Here is a 17,699-nt window from a genome sequence, read left to right as displayed (position 1 = left end):
TAAGGCATACTATGAGCAAAGCGTCGCAATTAGCATTATTAAAAGGATTAGCAGATAAGGAACTTGATAAAGCTATAAAAGCACTTGGTTTTGCTAGAAAAAATTATATAGCTGGAGAACAAAAATTACTTGAATTAATTGAATATAAACATGATTATGGTATTCAATTACACCAAAAGCTAAAACAAGGTATAACTACAACAACTTGGGATAATTACGAAAGATTTATTGCATCGATGGAAAAAGCAATTTTGCAGCAAAGGCGACACTTAGCAGAACTCGATGCTCACGTACAAGCAGCAATAAAAAATTGGCAAGATAAGACACAAAAACTTAATGCTTACGATGTTTTAGTAAAAAGAAACTTACAAATATTAGAAAAACAAGAATTAAAAAAAGAACAAAAAATTATGGATGAATACGGCGCACGTACGAACAGGAGAGAATTTTGAATAACACACTGATTTTAAATATCATATCCCCTAGCACTACTCAAACACTTCAGGCACAAGCAACTACTGATGAGGGTGGGCTTTTCGGTGAACTTATGGGATCAATTTCAAGTAAATTCTCCGATACAGCTAAAGAAACTAATGATTCAAATTCAAAAGCTAATGTTACTTTATCAGAAAAAGAGATAAATGAATTAGAATTAAATCTTTCAGCTTTTTTATCATTGATAATAAGTTTCTCTGAAAAAATTGATTTAGATATTACAAATTTTGGAGACTCATCTATAGACCCTGCAGAGATTTCTAATTTTTTAGCAGCATTAGATAAATTAACATCTCTTTCTTCACTTGAAATTAGTTCTAAATCTTTAAATGAGGCGTTATCTTTATTAAATGATCTAAAATCTTCCCTGTCTTCTGAAATAGGTGAAATTTCAGATCAAAAAATCAGCTTAATTTCAATTAAAAGCAGCTTTGATTCTATTGATTTAAACAATGCGATACAGAATTTGAACAATACATTGCTGATGAAACAAAGAAATGGAATTGGTGCAGAATTATCAGTAGAGAATACTAATCTAATTTTGGAAAAAACAGCGCTGTCTGATATCTCTGGTCAATCACTTAACAATATTAAAGGCCAACATTTCAATAACATCTCAGAGTTTTTAGCACAAGCAGATGAAATTAATAATAGATTAAAAGAGTTGCTAAGTACACTTACTGTCAACCAAAAATCAGTATCTACACAGCCAAAATCGAATAAGGTAGATACAACCTTGATATCTACTTATTCATCCTTAAATCTAAACGAACCTAAGTTAATAAATAATGATATTAAAAATAATCTTGCTAACTCTGTTTTGTTGACACACATTAATGAACAATTATCTTGGGTAAACAGAGAAGAAACTAATGACTCTATACCTGAAATAACAAATCTAGATCTTGAGCAGCCTTTGTTTGCTGATAATAAATCAGTTTCAGATGTTTCGAATACTGATAAAGCTAGTTTAAGCCCTGCTAGAACATTCCAAGGTTCAATAAATATACCTTTCGCATCTGAGGCATGGCAAAATGCATTTAATAAACAAATGCTAATGTTCATTAAAAATGGGGTTCAAAATGCAGAACTCAGGCTTCATCCTCAAGAATTAGGTGTAATTAATATACAGCTAAGTTTAGATGATAATTTAGTAAAGTTACAACTATTCTCTGCTAATCCTCAAGTTAGAAGTAGTATGGAAAATACACTGAATAATCTCAAAACTGCATTTGATGCACAGGGATATCATTTAGATGAAAGTTTCATAGGAAATGAGAACCAGCATAATTCTAATTTCAGCGAAGATAATAATTCTTTTGAGCGTTTAAATTCACCTAAAAAGCAAGGAAGCGAAATAGATGACTCTAATATAGCAAACAATACAGATATACAAACCAAACCTACGCCTTCTTCAAGAAGCGTAGGTATTGATAATTTTATTTAATTAACAAAATCAACTAAAAGGCTTCGACAAATGGCTGAGAAAAAATCAAAAAAGAAACTTATTATCATCCTCTTATTAGTATTAATAATACTAGGTGCAGGTGGAGGCGGCGCATTCTTTTTTTTGAATAAACCGACTCATACAGAAGGTGATGCCCAGGCAGCTGCACCTAAAGCACCAGCAATACCAGTATTTTTTGAATTAGAACCCTTTACTGTCAATTTAATGAGTGAAGATCCAGAAGCGGATCATGTATTGTATGTAGGTATCACTTTAGAATTAGAAAATGAAAGTTTCCGTAAAAATTTACACACATACTTACCAGAAGTTCAAACAAGGCTTATTTTTTTATTGTCTTCAAAAAGCATAGAGGAACTTCGGTCGCTTGAAGGGAAACTAAAACTTTCAGATGAAATAAAAGCGGTTTTAAAACAACCTTTTATCCCTGAGCTCCCAGAAAATTCAGTCAAGAATGTTTCATTCACAACGTTTATTTTGCGATAATATGTTGTTTAATTGATAAAATTAACTTTTGCAGTTTAAAGATAGATTAATTCATTACTCGGCACATAAGCTGCCTTTTCAGATTAACTCTTTATGAGTTGATTTTTAACTTGGAAATAAAAGATTACTATGACTGATGATATTCTTTCACAAGAAGAAATTGACGCTCTGCTAGGCGGTGGTAAATCCGAAAGCTCGTCACAGGTTGAAGATAAAAACTCAAAAGACGGCATTAAAAAATATGATCCTACAACTCAAAGAAGAGTTGTACGTGAAAGATTGCAGGCCTTAGAAATTATTAATGAGCGTTTTGTAAGACAGCTAAGGATGGTTTATTTTAATTTATTTAGAAGAAGTCCTGAAATTACGCTTGGCCCATTAAAAACAATGCCTTACCATGAATTTGCTAAAAATTTGCCAATGCCAACAAATCTAAACTTGGTAAATTTAAAGCCATTGAGAGGCTCAAGTTTGTTTGTTTTCTCACCAAGTTTAGTGTTTATCGCTGTCGATAACTTATTTGGAGGAGACGGCAGATTTCCAACTCGTGTTGAAGGTAGAGAATTTACCCCAACAGAACAGCGTGTTATTAAACGAATGCTAAGACTTGCATTAGATGCATACAGTGAATGCTGGTCTGCCGTTTATAAAATTGACGCGGAATTTGTCCGTTCAGAATCACAAATTAAATTTACAAACATTACCTCATCTCCAAATGATATTGTAGTAACAACCGATTTTAATATTGAACTAGGTAATGCTCAGGGTGAATTTAGTATTTGTATTCCATTTTCAATGATTGAACCTATTCGTGAACTTCTCAAAAATCCACCACTTGAAAATTCACAATATGAAGATGAGCAGTTTAAAAAACAGATTCGTAAAGAAATTAACTTATCTGAAGTAAATATCAATGTTGATTTTGTAAATATACCGATTAGAGTAAATGATATCCTGACCCTTAAAGAAGGGGATGTTTTACCAATTGATAAACCAGATATTTTAACTGCATACATAGATGGTGTCCCTGTCATGACAGGAAGGTACGGTAATCATAACGGACAATATGCAATTAAAATTCAAGATATGATGAATCCAATATTAAAAAATTCAAACGAATTAGACAGAGGAAACAAAAATGACTGATGTAAACGATACACCACAAAATGAAGAAACTGGCTCAGCTGATGATTTATGGGCTGAAGCATTTGCAGAGCAAGGAGAAACTGCAGAAGCGCCTGTTGAGAATACAAATGCATTTGAGCAATTAGAACCTTCAAAATCAATACCTTCAAGCCAAGTTGGTGATATAGATTTAATTTTGGATATACCTGTTAAAATGACTGTGCAGCTTGGTAAAACTAAAATGGCTATCAAGGACCTATTAAGTCTTTCACAAGGTTCTGTAGTACCATTAGATGGACTTGCGGGTGAGCCTCTTGATATACTAATAAACGGCTATCTAATCGCACAAGGTGAGGTAGTGGTTGTTGATGATAAATATGGTATACGTATTACTGATATTATTACTCCATCAGAAAGAATGAGACGATTGAGTCACGGGTAACAGCATGGCTTTGCCAAAAATTAATATTGATGCAGTAAATTCCAGTATAACTAAATTACCTGATGTAGCATCAACAGAGAATACTTCCTCCTTTACAGAAGCGTATGTTTCCCTGATTTTGGTACTAGCGTTTATAATATTTTTAGCTTGGATATTAAAAAAGCTCGGAACTAATTCGCGTTTTAGACGTTCCAAAAATTTAGATATTATTGACTCGATTTCTGTTGGAAGTAAAGAGCGCGTTTTTTTATTAAGACAAAATAAACGCCTTCTTACTATTGGAGTGACTCAGCATTCAATTAGCTTACTTAATAGTGAGCTAATTGAAGATGAGGAATTATCTAATCTAAATAATCCAATCGATGCAAAACCAGATGAAAATTCAATTCCAGCTTCATTTAAAGATAAACTTGATAGCTTACTAAAAAGATAAGCTTAACTTTATCTTCAATGGGATGAACTGGATAAAAAATTATTTGCTTAATTATTGATATGTACTTGATTAGAGTGGACTATGCTTAAATTTTTCCGAAACTACTTTTTACCACTCATTGCTTTTTACTCAATTGAAAGCTTTGCTCAGCTGCCAGGGGTAGTTGTACAAACTTTAGCTGATGGCAGCCAAAGTTGGTCTTTACCAGTACAAACACTTGTACTATTAACTTCCTTGAGTTTTTTGCCAGCGGCTGTACTTATGATGACGAGTTTTACCAGAATCATAATTGTACTTGGGTTGTTAAGAAATGCTCTTGGTACCCCTTCTGCCCCATCTAATCAAATTTTAATTGGTTTAACCTTATTTTTGACGTTTTTCATCATGTCACCTATATTTGATAAAGTATATCAAGAGGCTTATCTTCCTTATAGCCAAGAAACGATTACTGGTGAAGAAGCTGTAGCTCGGGGTATGGTTCCAATGCGTGAATTCATGCTTCATCAAACAAGAGAAACTGATATAGCACTGTTTGCTAAAATCAGCAATCAACCATCATTTGAAACAGCTGATGATATCCCATTTAGAGTTTTATTACCCGCATTTGTCACAAGTGAACTGAAAACAGCATTCCAAATTGGCTTTACAATATTTATACCCTTTTTAATTATTGACTTAGTAGTCGCTAGTGTATTAATGTCATTAGGTATGATGATGGTTCCGCCTGCTACAATTTCACTACCCTTCAAATTAATGTTGTTTGTTTTAGTTGATGGTTGGCAATTATTGTTAGGCTCCCTTGCCCAAAGTTTCTTTACTTAAAAATCACAAGGAATACTTAATATGACACCTGAAATGGTCACAACACTTGGAACTGAGGCAATGAAAGTAGCGTTAGCAATCGCTGCACCGATGTTGTTAACCGCACTTTTTGTAGGTTTATTAATAAGTTTATTGCAAGCGGCTACACAAATAAATGAAATGACACTTTCATTCATTCCTAAAATTGTTGCCGTTTGTATCATGGCTATATTTGCAGGCCCTTGGATGCTTGAATATTTAATGGATTATATGAAATCATTATTTGCAAATCTGCCATATCTTATTGGTTAGAGAGATTAATTCACTTTATGATCTCATTTGATAGCTCACAACTCTTGGTCTGGATTAGTTATTATTTTTGGCCATTTGTCAGAATTCTAGCTTTAATTGCCTCAGCACCTGTTTTCAATGAAAAACAAGTACCGAGTAGGATTAAAATTGGCATTGCTTTATTAACCACGTTTCTTATTGCGCCGTTAATTCCTTTAAATGATACCCCTGTATTCTCAATTGCAGCTATTTGGGTATTACTACAACAATTAATGATTGGTATTATGATGGGCTTGATGCTTCAACTTGCATTTGTAGCCATACGTGTTGCTGGGGAAATTATTGGTCTACAAATGGGCTTATCATTTGCGACATTTTTCGATCCATCTGGTGGACCTAATATGCCTGTACTCGCTAGGTTCCTGAATGTATTAGCCATATTACTTTTTTTAACTTTCCACGGCCATTTATGGTTATTTAGTATGCTTGTTGATAGTTTTACAATATTGCCTATCTCTGAAGGCCAATTGAGTAGAATGGGAATATTAGCATTGCTCAAAGCAGCAAGTACTATGTTTATATACGGTTTAATGTTTTCCTTACCCTTAGTTGCAATACTGCTATTATTGAATATCTCAATGGGTATATTAAACCGAATGACACCACAGCTTTCTGTATTCGTTGTAGGATTCCCATTAAGTTTATTTATGGGAATTTATATGTTAGGCAATCTACTACCATATGTGAACCGCTTTTTTGAGTCCCTTTTTGGTGAATTTTTCTTGCACTTACAGACAATGCTAGATGCTTTAATTTTAATCTAAATATTACATTAATGCTTAAATCAAATAAATCTTCACCCTAAGATAACTGTTTTAGTATCATCATCTATAAATTGCAATGCCGCGGAATTTAAACAATAACGTTTAAATGTAGGAGCAGGACCATCATCGAAAACATGCCCTAAATGCGCATTACATTGCTTACAACGAATTTCGATTCTCATCCTAGCTAACGAATAGTCTTCTAAATAAGCAATTGCTTCATCATTCACTGCGTTAAAAAAACTTGGCCAGCCACAGCCAGCATCAAATTTCGTATCTGATTCAAAAAGTGGAGCTTCACAACAAATACAACGATATAAACCTGCTCTAGACTCATTTAATAATTTCCCGGTAAAAGGATGCTCAGTACCGGCGAGTTGAGTAATGTGATATTGTAATTTTGTCAGATGGCTAATATCAATTTTTTTTGTGTTTTCACTCATATAAATCCCTTCAATATTAACTTAAATTCAATTGCTTATCCAATTTTGTCTTTTACACAAATAAAGTTTCGTAGTTAAATTCAAAAGAACTCCTACGATCATTTTGCTAAAATTGATACTAAATTGCAATTGGCGCCTTAATCGCAGGGTGAGGATCATAGCCTGTAATTGTAAAATCCTCATATTGATAATCAAAAATTGAATCTGGCTTTCGATTAAGAGCCAATTTAGGTAACACTTTAGGTGCTCTTGATAATTGTAATTTTGCTTGTTCAATATGGTTTAAATAAAGATGCGTGTCTCCGCCTGTCCAAATAAAATCACCTACATCAAGATCACACTGTGCCGCAACCATATGAGTAAGTAATGCATAACTCGCGATATTAAATGGTAACCCCAAAAAAACGTCACAGGAACGCTGATAAAGCTGACAAGACAGCTTACCATCAGCAACATAAAATTGAAATAAAGCATGACATGGCGCTAAAGCCATTTTATCTAATTCAGAAACATTCCATGCAGAAACAATCATTCTTCTTGAATTTGGATCTTGCTTAAGTGTTTTTATGACTTCAGAAATCTGATCAATGTGCTGACCATCCGGTGTAGGCCATGATCTCCATTGTTTCCCATAAACGGGACCTAAATTACCTGATTCATCAGCCCATTCATCCCAAATTTTAACGCCATTTTCTTTGAGATACAAAATATTGGTATCGCCTTTTAAAAACCATAGAAGCTCATGAATGATTGATCTTAAATGGCAGGTTTTTGTTGTAACCAGTGGAAAACCTTCAGATAGATTGAATCTCATTTGGTGACCAAATATTGAACGTGTTCCAGTTCCAGTTCTATCTCCTTTTAACGCACCTTCTTTCAAAATTTTATCCATCAAGTCTAAATAAATTTTCATTAAAACCTCTTTTTAGAACCAGTAATCTTTCTCTACTCTTTTATAGGCAAGCCCTAATAAAGAGAGAAATCAGTAAAATGATACAGATAGATTATTTTTTTAAGAACCTGAAGATTGATTTTTTTTACGGTACGCCCAAATCACTAATCCAATACCTATTATGACCATTGGAATAGAAAGTTGTTGACCTCGACTAATAACACCAAATAACAAGTCTATCCCTTCATCAGGTTGTCTGAAGAATTCAACAAAAGATCTAAATAGTCCGTAAAAAATTAAAAACAGACCTGATACACTCCCTGCAGGTCTTGGTTTTCTAATAAACCAGTTTAAGATAATAAATAACACAAGACCTTCTAATACCATTTCATATAATTGTGACGGATGACGTGGAAGTAGACCATCATTTAAAAGTAATTGCTTAGCTAGATCTGGATTTTTTGTAGCTAAAATAGCATCTTCTCTTGCTGAGTGCGGAAAAAGCATTGCATAAGGAAAATCTATCGCTACCCTTCCCCATAATTCGCCATTTACAAAGTTACCTAAACGCCCAGCACCTAAACCAAACGGTACTAAAGGAGCAATAAAGTCAGCTACAGAAAGTATAGAGCGTTTGCTTAATTTGGCATATGTCAGTATAGCGATGAACACTCCGATTAAGCCACCATGGAATGACATTCCACCATCCCAAATTCTAAATAGATATAGTGGATTATCTAAAAAAGAATCCATTGCATAAAAAAACACGTAACCAGCACGCCCCCCTAAAATCACACCAGCAAAACATGAAAACAGGAGATTTTCAAATTGCTCCTTTTTCCAACCACTTCCTGGTTGCTTTGCTCTATAGCCCCCTAAAAAATAAGCAAATAAAAATCCTGCTAAATAAGTGAGTCCGTACCAATGAAGCGAAAGAGGACCAATTGATAACGCTATAGGATCAATTTCAGGAAAAGTTAAATATTGTGTTTGCGGCATATTTTAATCCAAATTAAATGTGGTAATGATTACTTTTAATTCTAAATTACGAAAAATAACAATTAACGTAACTAAATCAACTAGCAAAATGAACAGTTCATATTGTAACACTAAACTAAAATAGTCTAATGTAGTATTTTATTATGTATTTTTATGCTTTTTTTTAAAACGTTTAGGCCAGGATCGTGTTTTTTTCTTTACTTTTGTATTAATCACAACTTCCTCAGCTGGTGATAATTTTTCGTTCAATTTATCCGCTTTAGTTTCATGTAAGTTTAACGGTTTATCATCTGAATGAATGCAAGGGGAATTACTGATATTATTTTTCTGCAAATCAACTGAAGTGAGATCTATTGACTCCTTAGTTAACATCTCCAACATTTGGGTATTCTTATCAGGCCGTGTTTTGGCATTTTTTTTATCAAATGAAAAAGTTAAACTTTGCATTGGGATCATATCAAAAGGCGATTGAAGCGCAAGTGCAAATGGGGCAAACTCTTTTAAAGCTCTGCGATAAACATCTCGTTTAAAAGAAACGACTTGCCTAATTGGGTACCAATAAGTCACCCAGCGATAACCATCAAATTCAGGTTTTGAGTTGCTAATCATATTCACAGCTTCATCAGGAGAAATGAGTTCTAGCAAAAACCAACGCTGTTTTTGTCCAATGCAAAGCGGTTTGCTATCCCATCTAACCATGCGTTTAGGTAATTTATACCTTAACCATACTCTTGAAACAGCTAAAATTTTCACGTTATCAGGTTTCAATCCAACTTCTTCATAAAGCTCTCTATACATTGCTTGTTCGGCAGTTTCTCCTGGATTGATACCACCTTGAGGGAATTGCCAAGAATTTTGAGCATAGCGTCTAGCCCACATTAATTGGCCTTTGCTGTTACAAATAATTATCCCTACATTTGGTCTGTAACCATCACTGTCTATCACTTGTCATATCCACTGTCTATCTCGTCAATTCTATTTTTAAAATGATTCGCTTGGACTATTTTGTATAAATTTTAAATTCAGAGCATTTAAACATTATAGAAACAGTCTATAGCATTAATTAATAGTCAAAATTGATCTATTTTAATAGCCCACTGATTGACAAAAATCATTTTAAAGGACACCTAAGATCATTATAGTCTGATAGTATATACTAACAGCCAAAAAATTGTTATCAGGATATGGTGTATTAGACATAACTTAAGTTTCGCTATTAATCTTAAAGTAAGTCACATTGATAGTTAAAATCTATTGAATTAATAAAAATAATCGATTTTTATTATTAGAAAAATAGCGTATCATATACTCAGTTTAAAAAATCAATAGCATTAAATTAAATCTTGCTTTTGATTTGATTGTTATCAGTTAAACTTTTCAGACAACCGTAAGCAAACTAGGAGATGTTATGTCTTTAATCAATACTAAAATTAAACCTTTCGCGGCAAATATTTATCATAATGGTGAGTTTAAGTCATTAACAGATGCAGACTTAAAAGGAAAATGGTCTGTATTTTTCTTCTACCCTGCAAACTTTACATTTGTTTGCCCTACTGAACTTGAAGATTTAGCAGATAATTATGCTGAATTTCAAAAATTAGGTGTGGAAATTTATTCGGTTTCGACTGACACTCATTTTTCTCATAAAGCTTGGCAAGATACTTCTGATGCAATTGCAAAAGTTAAATTCCCAATGATAGGTGATCCAACAGGTACAATCACTCGTAATTTTGATGTGATGATAGAAGAAGAAGGTCTTGCATTACGTGGCACGTTCTTAATTAACCCTGAAGGTGACATTAAATTGTGTGAAATTCACGACAACGGTATCGGTCGTGATGCAAGCGAACTACTTCGTAAAGTAAAAGCTGCACAATATGTTGCAAACAATCCTGGTGAAGTTTGCCCTGCTAAATGGAAAGAAGGTGAAAAAACACTTAAACCATCTTTAGATTTAGTTGGTAAAATCTAATCATGCAATTGTTATAGATTATCTTTAAAAGAGAAATTTCACTGTTTAAAAAGGTTTGCTTCTGCAAACCTTTTTTATTAGAGCCAAATGCACATGCTTAAAACAATCAATTTTTTGACCACACTTAAATGAAAACTGTTATCTTTAATTGATTAATTTTAAAAGGAGTCACACATGTTAGACCATGATATTTTAGATCAACTTAAAAGCTACTTGACCAATTTAAAGCGCCCACTCATTTTGACCGCAAACATACATAATGCAACATTAGCAGAATCTGAAACAGCTAAAAACATGCTTGCTATGTTAGAGCAAATTAAAGGTCTAAGTAATTTAATTACTGTTGAAGTAATTGATGATGCCTCTATTAGACAAGCTACATTTCATGTCTCTTCACCAGATTACCCAGCTCAAATTCATTTTGCTGGATTACCCTTAGGACATGAGTTTACCTCAATGGTGTTAGCTCTGTTACATGTTGGTGGCCACCCAACAAAATTAGATGAAGAAACAATCGAACAAATTAAAAACTTACCAAGCGGATTAACATTTGAAACGTTTTATTCTCAATCATGCCAAAATTGTCCTGATGTTGTACAAGCTTTAAATTTAATTGCAGCGTTAAATACAAACATTAAGCATACAGCAATCGATGGTGCTAGCTACCAAGATGAAGTTGAATCTCGTCAAATCATGTCGGTTCCTGCTGTATATTTAAATGGTGAGCTTTTCTTGCAAGGCAGAAGTTCTTTAAAAGAAATTCTGGCTAAATTAGACACAGGTGCAATTGCTCGTGAAGCTGAAAAACTAGCAAAAAAGGATACCTTTGACATGTTAGTCATCGGAGCAGGCCCTGCTGGTTCTGCTGCTGCAATCTATGCAGCGAGAAAAGGAATTAAAACAGGTGTTCTAGCAGAACGTCTTGGTGGGCAAGTTATGGATACAATGGCGATTGAAAATTTCATTTCAGTTCCCTATACAGAAGGACCTAAATTAGTTGCGGCTGCTGAAATGCATATGCGTGAATATGATATTGACATCATGACAGGACAAAAAGCAAAACGTATTGAACGCAAAGAAGATGGTTTAATTTTAATAACCTTAGAAAATGAAGTCACTTTAAAAAGCAAATCTGTGGTATTGGCAACAGGTGCTCGCTGGCGATTGATGAATGTCCCTGGTGAAGATGAATATCGTAATCGTGGTGTCGCTTTTTGTCCTCATTGTGATGGACCACTTTTTAAGAATAAGCCAATAGCAGTAATCGGTGGAGGAAATTCAGGTATTGAGGCAGCAATAGATCTTGCCGGTATCGCACTTCATGTTACGGTATTAGAATTCAGTGATACATTAAGAGCAGATAAAGTCTTACAAGATAAAGTTGCAAGTTTAAGTAATGTTACTATTATAAAATCAGCTCAAACAACAGAGGTTTTAGGTGATGGTAATAAAGTTACTGGGCTTAATTATACAGATAGACTTACAAACCAATCTCACCACCTTGCATTAGATGGAATCTTTGTACAAATAGGATTGTTGCCTAATACAGAATGGTTAAAAGGAGATATTGAGCTCAATAAGATGGGAGAAATTATAACAAACAACCATCAAGCGACCTCAATTCCAGGTGTGTTTGCTGCAGGTGATGCAACTGATGTACCCTACAAACAAATTATTATTTCAATGGGTGAAGGGGCAAAAGCAAGCTTGGGTGCATTTGATTATCTTATTAGAAATAGTTAATCCTTTTAAAGGGGCTTTTTAAGCCCCTTTAATTTAATGACTGAAGGGTTATAAGAAAATGAATATTCGCGATTTAAGTTACTTAATCGCTCTTGATGAGCATAAACACTTTGGACGTGCCGCTGAGGCATCATTTGTCAGCCAACCCACCTTGTCAATGCAAATAAAAAAACTTGAAGAGCAACTTGGTGTACAATTAATTGAAAGAGAACCCAGAAACATTGTATTTACTGAGGCAGGAAAAGCGATACTCAGTAGAGCAAGAGTTATCATGCAAGAAATACAGGCAATTAAAGAAGATGCAAAATTAAGTGCAAGCCCTGATAAAGGGACTATCAAACTTGGTTTATTCCCAACTATCGCTCCTTATCTTCTTGCTCACATTATACCAAGCGTTAAAACACTCTTCCCCGATCTCACATTACTGCTAACAGAAGAAAAAAGTGGATTACTAGTTGAAAAATTAATGGAAGGGAAACTAGATGCAGCAATTCTCGCGCTGCCACTAACTGAAGCACAAAAACAGCAATTAGATACAGAGTTTTTATTTACAGAGCCTTTTATGCTCGCAACATCTGCAAACCATCCGCTAGCACAATATGACTCAATCACACTTGAACAATTATCCAAGCATGATCTTCTTTTGCTAGATGAAGGACACTGCTTGCGAGCACAAGCCTTAGAAGTATGTTATCTCGCTGGCAATCAAGAACAAATTGGTTTTCAAGCAACAAGCCTTGAAACATTAAGACAGATGGTTATTATGAATGTTGGCATTACATTATTTCCAATGCTTGCGATTATTCCACCTATCACTACTCCTGCAACAATAAAATTTATTCCATTTAAAGATTCTATTCCTAAACGAGAAATCGCGATAGTATGGCGAAAACGCTCAAGTTTGAGCCCTTTCCTATCAAAGTTTGCTAAAGCATTTGAAACTATAAATCCTTTAATTTTAGAGTTTGAATCAACCTTTTTTAGAGATCATCAGCAAGATTAAAATATATAGTCTATAATAGTTTTCTGAAATGTATTTTCATAGCTTAGACCTAATTCAAAACAGATTATCGAGTAAATGATTCCTTATGAGCAAAGTATTTGAACTTATTAGTCAATATAAACCGGCAGGCGATCAACCTTCTGCTATAGCAAAACTTAAAGAAGGTTTAGAAGATGGTCTTGCACACCAAACCCTTCTAGGAGTGACTGGTTCTGGAAAAACATTCACAATTGCAAATGTTATAGCAGATTTAAATAGACCTACCATGATTTTAGCTCATAATAAAACCTTAGCTGCTCAATTATATGGAGAAATGAAAGCTTTTTTTCCTAATAATGCTGTTGAATATTTTGTATCTTATTATGATTATTATCAGCCAGAAGCGTATGTACCAAGCTCTGATACATTTATTGAAAAAGATGCCTCTATTAATGAGCATATTGAACAAATGCGTTTATCTGCCACAAAAGCTTTTTTAGAACGTAGAGATGTCATCGTTGTAGCCTCTGTATCTGCTATTTATGGCCTTGGGGATCCTGATCTCTACCTCAAAATGATGCTACATTTATCAACTGGCATGATAATTGACCAAAGAGCAATTTTACAACGCCTTTCAGAACTACAATATACTAGAAATGATCAAGTGTTTAGCAGAGGCACCTTCAGAGTTCGAGGAGAAGTGGTTGATGTTTTCCCTGCTGAGTCAGATGACTGGGCTGTTAGAATTGAATTATTTGATACTGAAGTCGATAGATTGACACTATTTGATCCCCTTACAGGTCAACTAATTAGTGTTGTTCCAAGAACGACAATTTATCCTAAAACACATTACGTAACTCCAAGAGAAAGAATTTTAGAAGCAATTGAAAATATTAAAATTGAATTAGCTGAACGCAAAGAGCAGTTATTATCTAACCATAAATTGGTTGAAGAACAAAGACTCAGTCAAAGAACACAATATGATATTGAAATGATGAATGAGTTAGGTTACTGCTCTGGAATTGAGAATTACTCACGCTATTTGTCAGGTAGGAATCCAGGCGATGCTCCCCCAACTTTATTTGATTATTTACCCCCAGATGGTTTACTCATTATTGATGAATCACATGCAACCATTCCTCAAATAGGTGCAATGTATAGAGGGGATAGATCGCGTAAAGAAACCCTCGTAGAATACGGTTTTAGATTACCTTCTGCGCTTGATAATCGCCCCATGAGATTTGAGGAATTTGAGGCAAAATCCCCTCAAACAATATATGTTTCGGCGACACCTGGGGAATATGAATTAGAAAAGTCAGGTGGCGAAGTCATTGAACAAGTCGTAAGACCGACCGGTCTTTTAGATCCGATCATAGAAGTTAGGCCTGTTATGACACAGGTAGATGACCTTTTATCTGAAATTAGAATGAGAGTTGCTATTAATGAGCGAGTTTTAGTTACCACATTGACTAAAGCAATGGCTGAGGATTTAACTGAGTACCTAACCGATCATGGAGAACGTGTTAGATACCTCCACTCAGATATTGATACAGTAGAAAGAGTTGAAATCATCCGTGACTTGCGGTTAGGTGAGTTTGATGTACTTGTCGGAATAAACTTATTGCGAGAAGGCCTCGATATGCCTGAAGTCTCCTTAGTTGCTATTTTAGATGCAGATAAACAAGGTTTTTTACGTTCAACACGCTCCCTAATTCAAACCATAGGACGTGCAGCACGGAATATAAATGGTAAAGCAATACTCTATGGGGATAGCATTACTCCTGCAATGGCACAAGCAATAGAAGAAACAGAAAGAAGACGCTCAAAACAAATCGCTCATAACCTCAAGCAAGGTATCTCTCCGCAAGCTTTAAATAAAGCAGTCGGCGATATTCTTCAAATAGGACAAAAAATCGAGGTCAATAAGGCCAAGAATAAAAAACAGAAAGATACTCAATTTTCAGCTGATGCAGTAGATTATCAAAACATGTCCCCTAAAGAGCTCACTGCTCAAATTAAACTATTAGAACAAAAAATGATGACCCATGCTAAAAATCTTGAGTTTGAACTAGCCGCGGCAACCAGAGATGAATTACAATTGATCAAAACACAATTTTTAAATATCTAATGCGACATTAATTTAAATTAAGCAGAAATGACTTCTATTTAAATTGATATTATTAACCTCTGATGCATAATTGCATAAATCGCTCAGCAGGCCCTTTTTTATGAGTCCAAAGTAAAATTAAAATAGCGGTTATGAAAAGAGTTGATATTCCAAGCACCAAGTAAATCAACTGATTATAATTAATGACCCAATTTTCACTTGATATTGGCATAATATGAAAAAAAACATAAGCTAAAGAATTTAGCACTATTGTTTGTGTTAAGTAAAGGCTCAATGAAAGTCGCCCTGCCTTTTGAAAAAATTTTAACATCCTATTTTTTTGTATGGAATTAATAATACTTACTTGACAATGTAATGCTAAAGAAAGTCCTCCTAAAACTGTTAACATGGATAATATTTCAAAAATATACCAATAGTAATAAGCGCCAAGTTCAATATGCCATTTGATGTATTGTTGCCAGAAACTCACAATAATAAGCAAAGGTAGTATTACAACTAACGCATAACGAAAATTGGTAATAATAGACTTTATGCCCCTTTCATAACAAAAATATTCAAATGTATTATTTTGAATCCCATTATTTTTAATATCAGGATTTAAGTATCCTAATCTCACTATCAATACGCCAAATAGAAATAGTGCTAATATTATCCAAATGTAATGATAAAATGCGTTAGAGATTGCGCTTAAAAATGCTTCGGCATTTTGAAATCGATTCATTAAAAAACTAGATTCATTTGATAAGGTTAAAGGTTCATAGACTGGCTCAATCAAAGGTAAAGGTAATCCATCAAACTTCCCAACCCAATCAAAAATTTGAATATAATCTGAAATCATCCAGAAATTATAGCTATAGCTACCAATCAGAAGCATTATTATGATACTAATAAGAGAGATAGGATTTGAAGCAAATTTACCCATTATAATCAGCAGACAAGAGACAATTCCATATAATAAAAGCACATCCCCAGACCAAAAAAACAAACCATGAAATACCCCTAGTATGATTAATCCTGATGATCGCCTATATTGCTTTGATGAAAATTCATCATAAGAAGTTAACTCATCATTTTTAGATAGCATGGTTTTAGCTTGACTCATAGCAAAACTCATTCCAAAAACAATCGCAAGTAAATAAAACAATTTTAATTCAATGATAAGGTGATAAACAAACCAAATAGCTGTCATTCCTTGTGATAATTCAAAAAAATAATTAGGCGTAATTTTAGCCTCTATCGGAATTAAAAAATGTGAAGCATTAGAGAGTGGTAGAAAAAAAACAGCAAACCCTCTCAGTATATCAATAAGAGGGTTATAAATTGATGAATCATGATGATTGTGACTTATTTGTAAATCATTTTTCATTTTAATTAACGATGGAAACAGCTAACCTGTTAAAAGAAATAGAATTAATATCGCATTTATTACTATATTTTAAAAATAATGAGCCATTTGCTTATACTGTAAACTAAAATTATCTGAATCACCGACTAAGGAGTGATAAAAATTCATGCCTTGTGGTTGGATTTGATTTAAATATCCCACCTAAAGCCGTAGTGGTTGTCGTACTCGTAGCGTCACGAACTCCCCTCGCTTTAACACAATAATGTACGGCATCAATTGAAACTGCAACATTTTTTGTCCCTAATAATGTTTGAAGTGCAAGTAAAATTTGTTGAGTCAGCCGTTCTTGTACTTGAGGTCTTTGAGAAAAAAATTGCACTATTCGATTAATTTTAGATAACCCAATCACTTTGTCTTTCGGCAAATATGCAACTGTTGCTTTACCATCAATGGTAACGAAATGGTGTTCACAGGTGCTAGTTAATGTAATATCACGGACAGTGACCATTTCATCAACTCTCATTTTATTTTCAATTACTGTAATTTTAGGAAAATGCTCATAATTAAGGCCAGAAAAAATCTCTTCAACGTACATCTTTGCAATTCGTCTAGGCGTTTCAGCTAAACTATCATCGGTTAAATCTAAACCTAATAAGTTCATGATACTTGCCATGTGTGTTTCAATCATTTTCTGCCGAGTATGCTTATCTTGCTCTAAATGAATCAAGGGAGTCTCTAAACCCTCTGATAACAAAGCACTTTTAACCAATTGAGCTTCTAAACTAAGTTGTTTAATTTGTGTATTCATAATATTTCCCTGTGTTCAAATTATG

At 34.0% G+C, this 17,699-nt stretch carries 18 protein-coding genes and 1 pseudogene; 13 read left to right on the top strand and 6 right to left on the bottom strand.

Features of this window, described 5'->3' with window-relative positions; translation table 11 throughout:
• Nucleotides 1-11: 11 nt before the first annotated feature.
• The 9 genes from fliJ to fliR all read left to right on the top strand — a co-directional run bounded on the left by fliJ (nt 12) and on the right by fliR (nt 6,362).
• Nucleotides 12-452: a flagellar export protein FliJ gene (fliJ, locus tag BMW37_RS03450; protein WP_093317839.1), complete on the top strand. Its 441-nt coding sequence runs from the start codon at nt 12-14 to the stop codon at nt 450-452.
• A complete protein-coding gene (locus BMW37_RS03445; protein WP_093317838.1) occupies nt 449-1,942 on the top strand; it encodes a flagellar hook-length control protein FliK in 1,494 nt (497 codons plus the stop codon). Before fliJ ends, BMW37_RS03445 begins: the two co-directional genes overlap by 4 nt.
• A gap of 30 nt (nt 1,943-1,972) precedes the next feature.
• Complete coding sequence (gene fliL, locus BMW37_RS03440; protein WP_093317837.1) at nt 1,973-2,446, top strand: flagellar basal body-associated protein FliL; 474 nt, start codon at nt 1,973-1,975, stop codon at nt 2,444-2,446.
• Between the two features lie 129 nt (nt 2,447-2,575).
• On the top strand, nt 2,576-3,592 hold the full coding sequence (fliM, locus tag BMW37_RS03435) for a flagellar motor switch protein FliM (protein WP_093317836.1): 1,017 nt from the start codon (nt 2,576-2,578) through the stop codon (nt 3,590-3,592).
• Nucleotides 3,585-4,013, top strand: coding sequence for a flagellar motor switch protein FliN (gene fliN, locus BMW37_RS03430; protein ID WP_093317835.1), 429 nt, complete (start codon nt 3,585-3,587; stop codon nt 4,011-4,013). The genes fliM and fliN overlap by 8 nt, the downstream gene beginning before the upstream one ends.
• Before the next feature lie 4 nt (nt 4,014-4,017).
• Nucleotides 4,018-4,446 (top strand): flagellar biosynthetic protein FliO, encoded by a 429-nt coding sequence (gene fliO, locus BMW37_RS03425; RefSeq protein ID WP_093317834.1) that lies wholly within the window; start codon nt 4,018-4,020, stop codon nt 4,444-4,446.
• Nucleotides 4,447-4,527: 81 nt separating this feature from the next.
• Nucleotides 4,528-5,268 carry a flagellar type III secretion system pore protein FliP gene (gene fliP, locus BMW37_RS03420; protein WP_093317833.1) on the top strand — a complete coding sequence of 247 codons (741 nt, stop codon included), beginning with the start codon at nt 4,528-4,530 and terminating at the stop codon, nt 5,266-5,268.
• A 21-nt stretch (nt 5,269-5,289) separates the two neighbouring features.
• Nucleotides 5,290-5,559, top strand: coding sequence for a flagellar biosynthesis protein FliQ (fliQ, locus tag BMW37_RS03415; RefSeq protein ID WP_093317832.1), 270 nt, complete (start codon nt 5,290-5,292; stop codon nt 5,557-5,559).
• A 17-nt stretch (nt 5,560-5,576) separates the two neighbouring features.
• Nucleotides 5,577-6,362 carry a flagellar biosynthetic protein FliR gene (gene fliR, locus BMW37_RS03410; RefSeq protein ID WP_093317827.1) on the top strand — a complete coding sequence of 262 codons (786 nt, stop codon included), beginning with the start codon at nt 5,577-5,579 and terminating at the stop codon, nt 6,360-6,362.
• 32 nt (nt 6,363-6,394) lie between these two features.
• On the opposite strand, the gene msrB is transcribed toward fliR, so the two are convergent.
• From msrB to rppH, 4 genes and pseudogenes are all read right to left on the bottom strand, one after another.
• Nucleotides 6,395-6,805, bottom strand: a complete 411-nt coding sequence (msrB, locus tag BMW37_RS03405; protein WP_093317826.1) for a peptide-methionine (R)-S-oxide reductase MsrB — start codon at nt 6,803-6,805, stop codon at nt 6,395-6,397.
• A gap of 118 nt (nt 6,806-6,923) precedes the next feature.
• Nucleotides 6,924-7,718, bottom strand: a complete 795-nt coding sequence (gene thyA / locus BMW37_RS03400) for a thymidylate synthase (protein WP_093317825.1) — start codon at nt 7,716-7,718, stop codon at nt 6,924-6,926.
• A 99-nt stretch (nt 7,719-7,817) separates the two neighbouring features.
• The gene (gene lgt, locus BMW37_RS03395) at nt 7,818-8,696 is read right to left on the bottom strand and encodes a prolipoprotein diacylglyceryl transferase (protein WP_093317824.1); all 879 of its coding nucleotides are present in this window, start codon (nt 8,694-8,696) and stop codon (nt 7,818-7,820) included.
• 468 nt (nt 8,697-9,164) lie between these two features.
• Nucleotides 9,165-9,641: pseudogene (rppH, locus tag BMW37_RS15455) on the bottom strand (RNA pyrophosphohydrolase); the annotation flags it as partial.
• A 463-nt stretch (nt 9,642-10,104) separates the two neighbouring features.
• Here rppH and ahpC point away from each other — a divergent pair.
• The 4 genes from ahpC (at nt 10,105) to uvrB (ending at nt 15,521) form a co-directional block, all read left to right on the top strand.
• A complete protein-coding gene (gene ahpC, locus BMW37_RS03385) occupies nt 10,105-10,668 on the top strand; it encodes an alkyl hydroperoxide reductase subunit C (RefSeq protein WP_093317821.1) in 564 nt (187 codons plus the stop codon).
• 174 nt (nt 10,669-10,842) lie between these two features.
• Complete coding sequence (gene ahpF, locus BMW37_RS03380; RefSeq protein WP_093317813.1) at nt 10,843-12,411, top strand: alkyl hydroperoxide reductase subunit F; 1,569 nt, start codon at nt 10,843-10,845, stop codon at nt 12,409-12,411.
• Between the two features lie 58 nt (nt 12,412-12,469).
• The gene (locus BMW37_RS03375) at nt 12,470-13,414 is read left to right on the top strand and encodes a LysR substrate-binding domain-containing protein (RefSeq protein ID WP_093317811.1); all 945 of its coding nucleotides are present in this window, start codon (nt 12,470-12,472) and stop codon (nt 13,412-13,414) included.
• 85 nt (nt 13,415-13,499) lie between these two features.
• On the top strand, nt 13,500-15,521 hold the full coding sequence (gene uvrB / locus BMW37_RS03370) for an excinuclease ABC subunit UvrB (protein ID WP_093317810.1): 2,022 nt from the start codon (nt 13,500-13,502) through the stop codon (nt 15,519-15,521).
• 52 nt (nt 15,522-15,573) lie between these two features.
• On the opposite strand, the gene BMW37_RS03365 is transcribed toward uvrB, so the two are convergent.
• On the bottom strand, nt 15,574-16,887 hold the full coding sequence (locus BMW37_RS03365) for a DUF418 domain-containing protein (protein ID WP_093317809.1): 1,314 nt from the start codon (nt 16,885-16,887) through the stop codon (nt 15,574-15,576).
• Between the two features lie 118 nt (nt 16,888-17,005).
• Complete coding sequence (folE, locus tag BMW37_RS03360) at nt 17,006-17,662, bottom strand: GTP cyclohydrolase I FolE (RefSeq protein WP_093317984.1); 657 nt, start codon at nt 17,660-17,662, stop codon at nt 17,006-17,008.
• Between the last annotated feature and the right edge of the window lie 37 nt (nt 17,663-17,699).

This window comes from Thorsellia anophelis DSM 18579 (genome assembly GCF_900111395.1).
In the GTDB taxonomy this organism is placed as follows: domain Bacteria; phylum Pseudomonadota; class Gammaproteobacteria; order Enterobacterales; family Thorselliaceae; genus Thorsellia; species Thorsellia anophelis.
The sequence above is the reverse complement of the archived record's forward strand: the minus strand, read 5'-3'. Positions and strand labels throughout refer to the sequence as shown.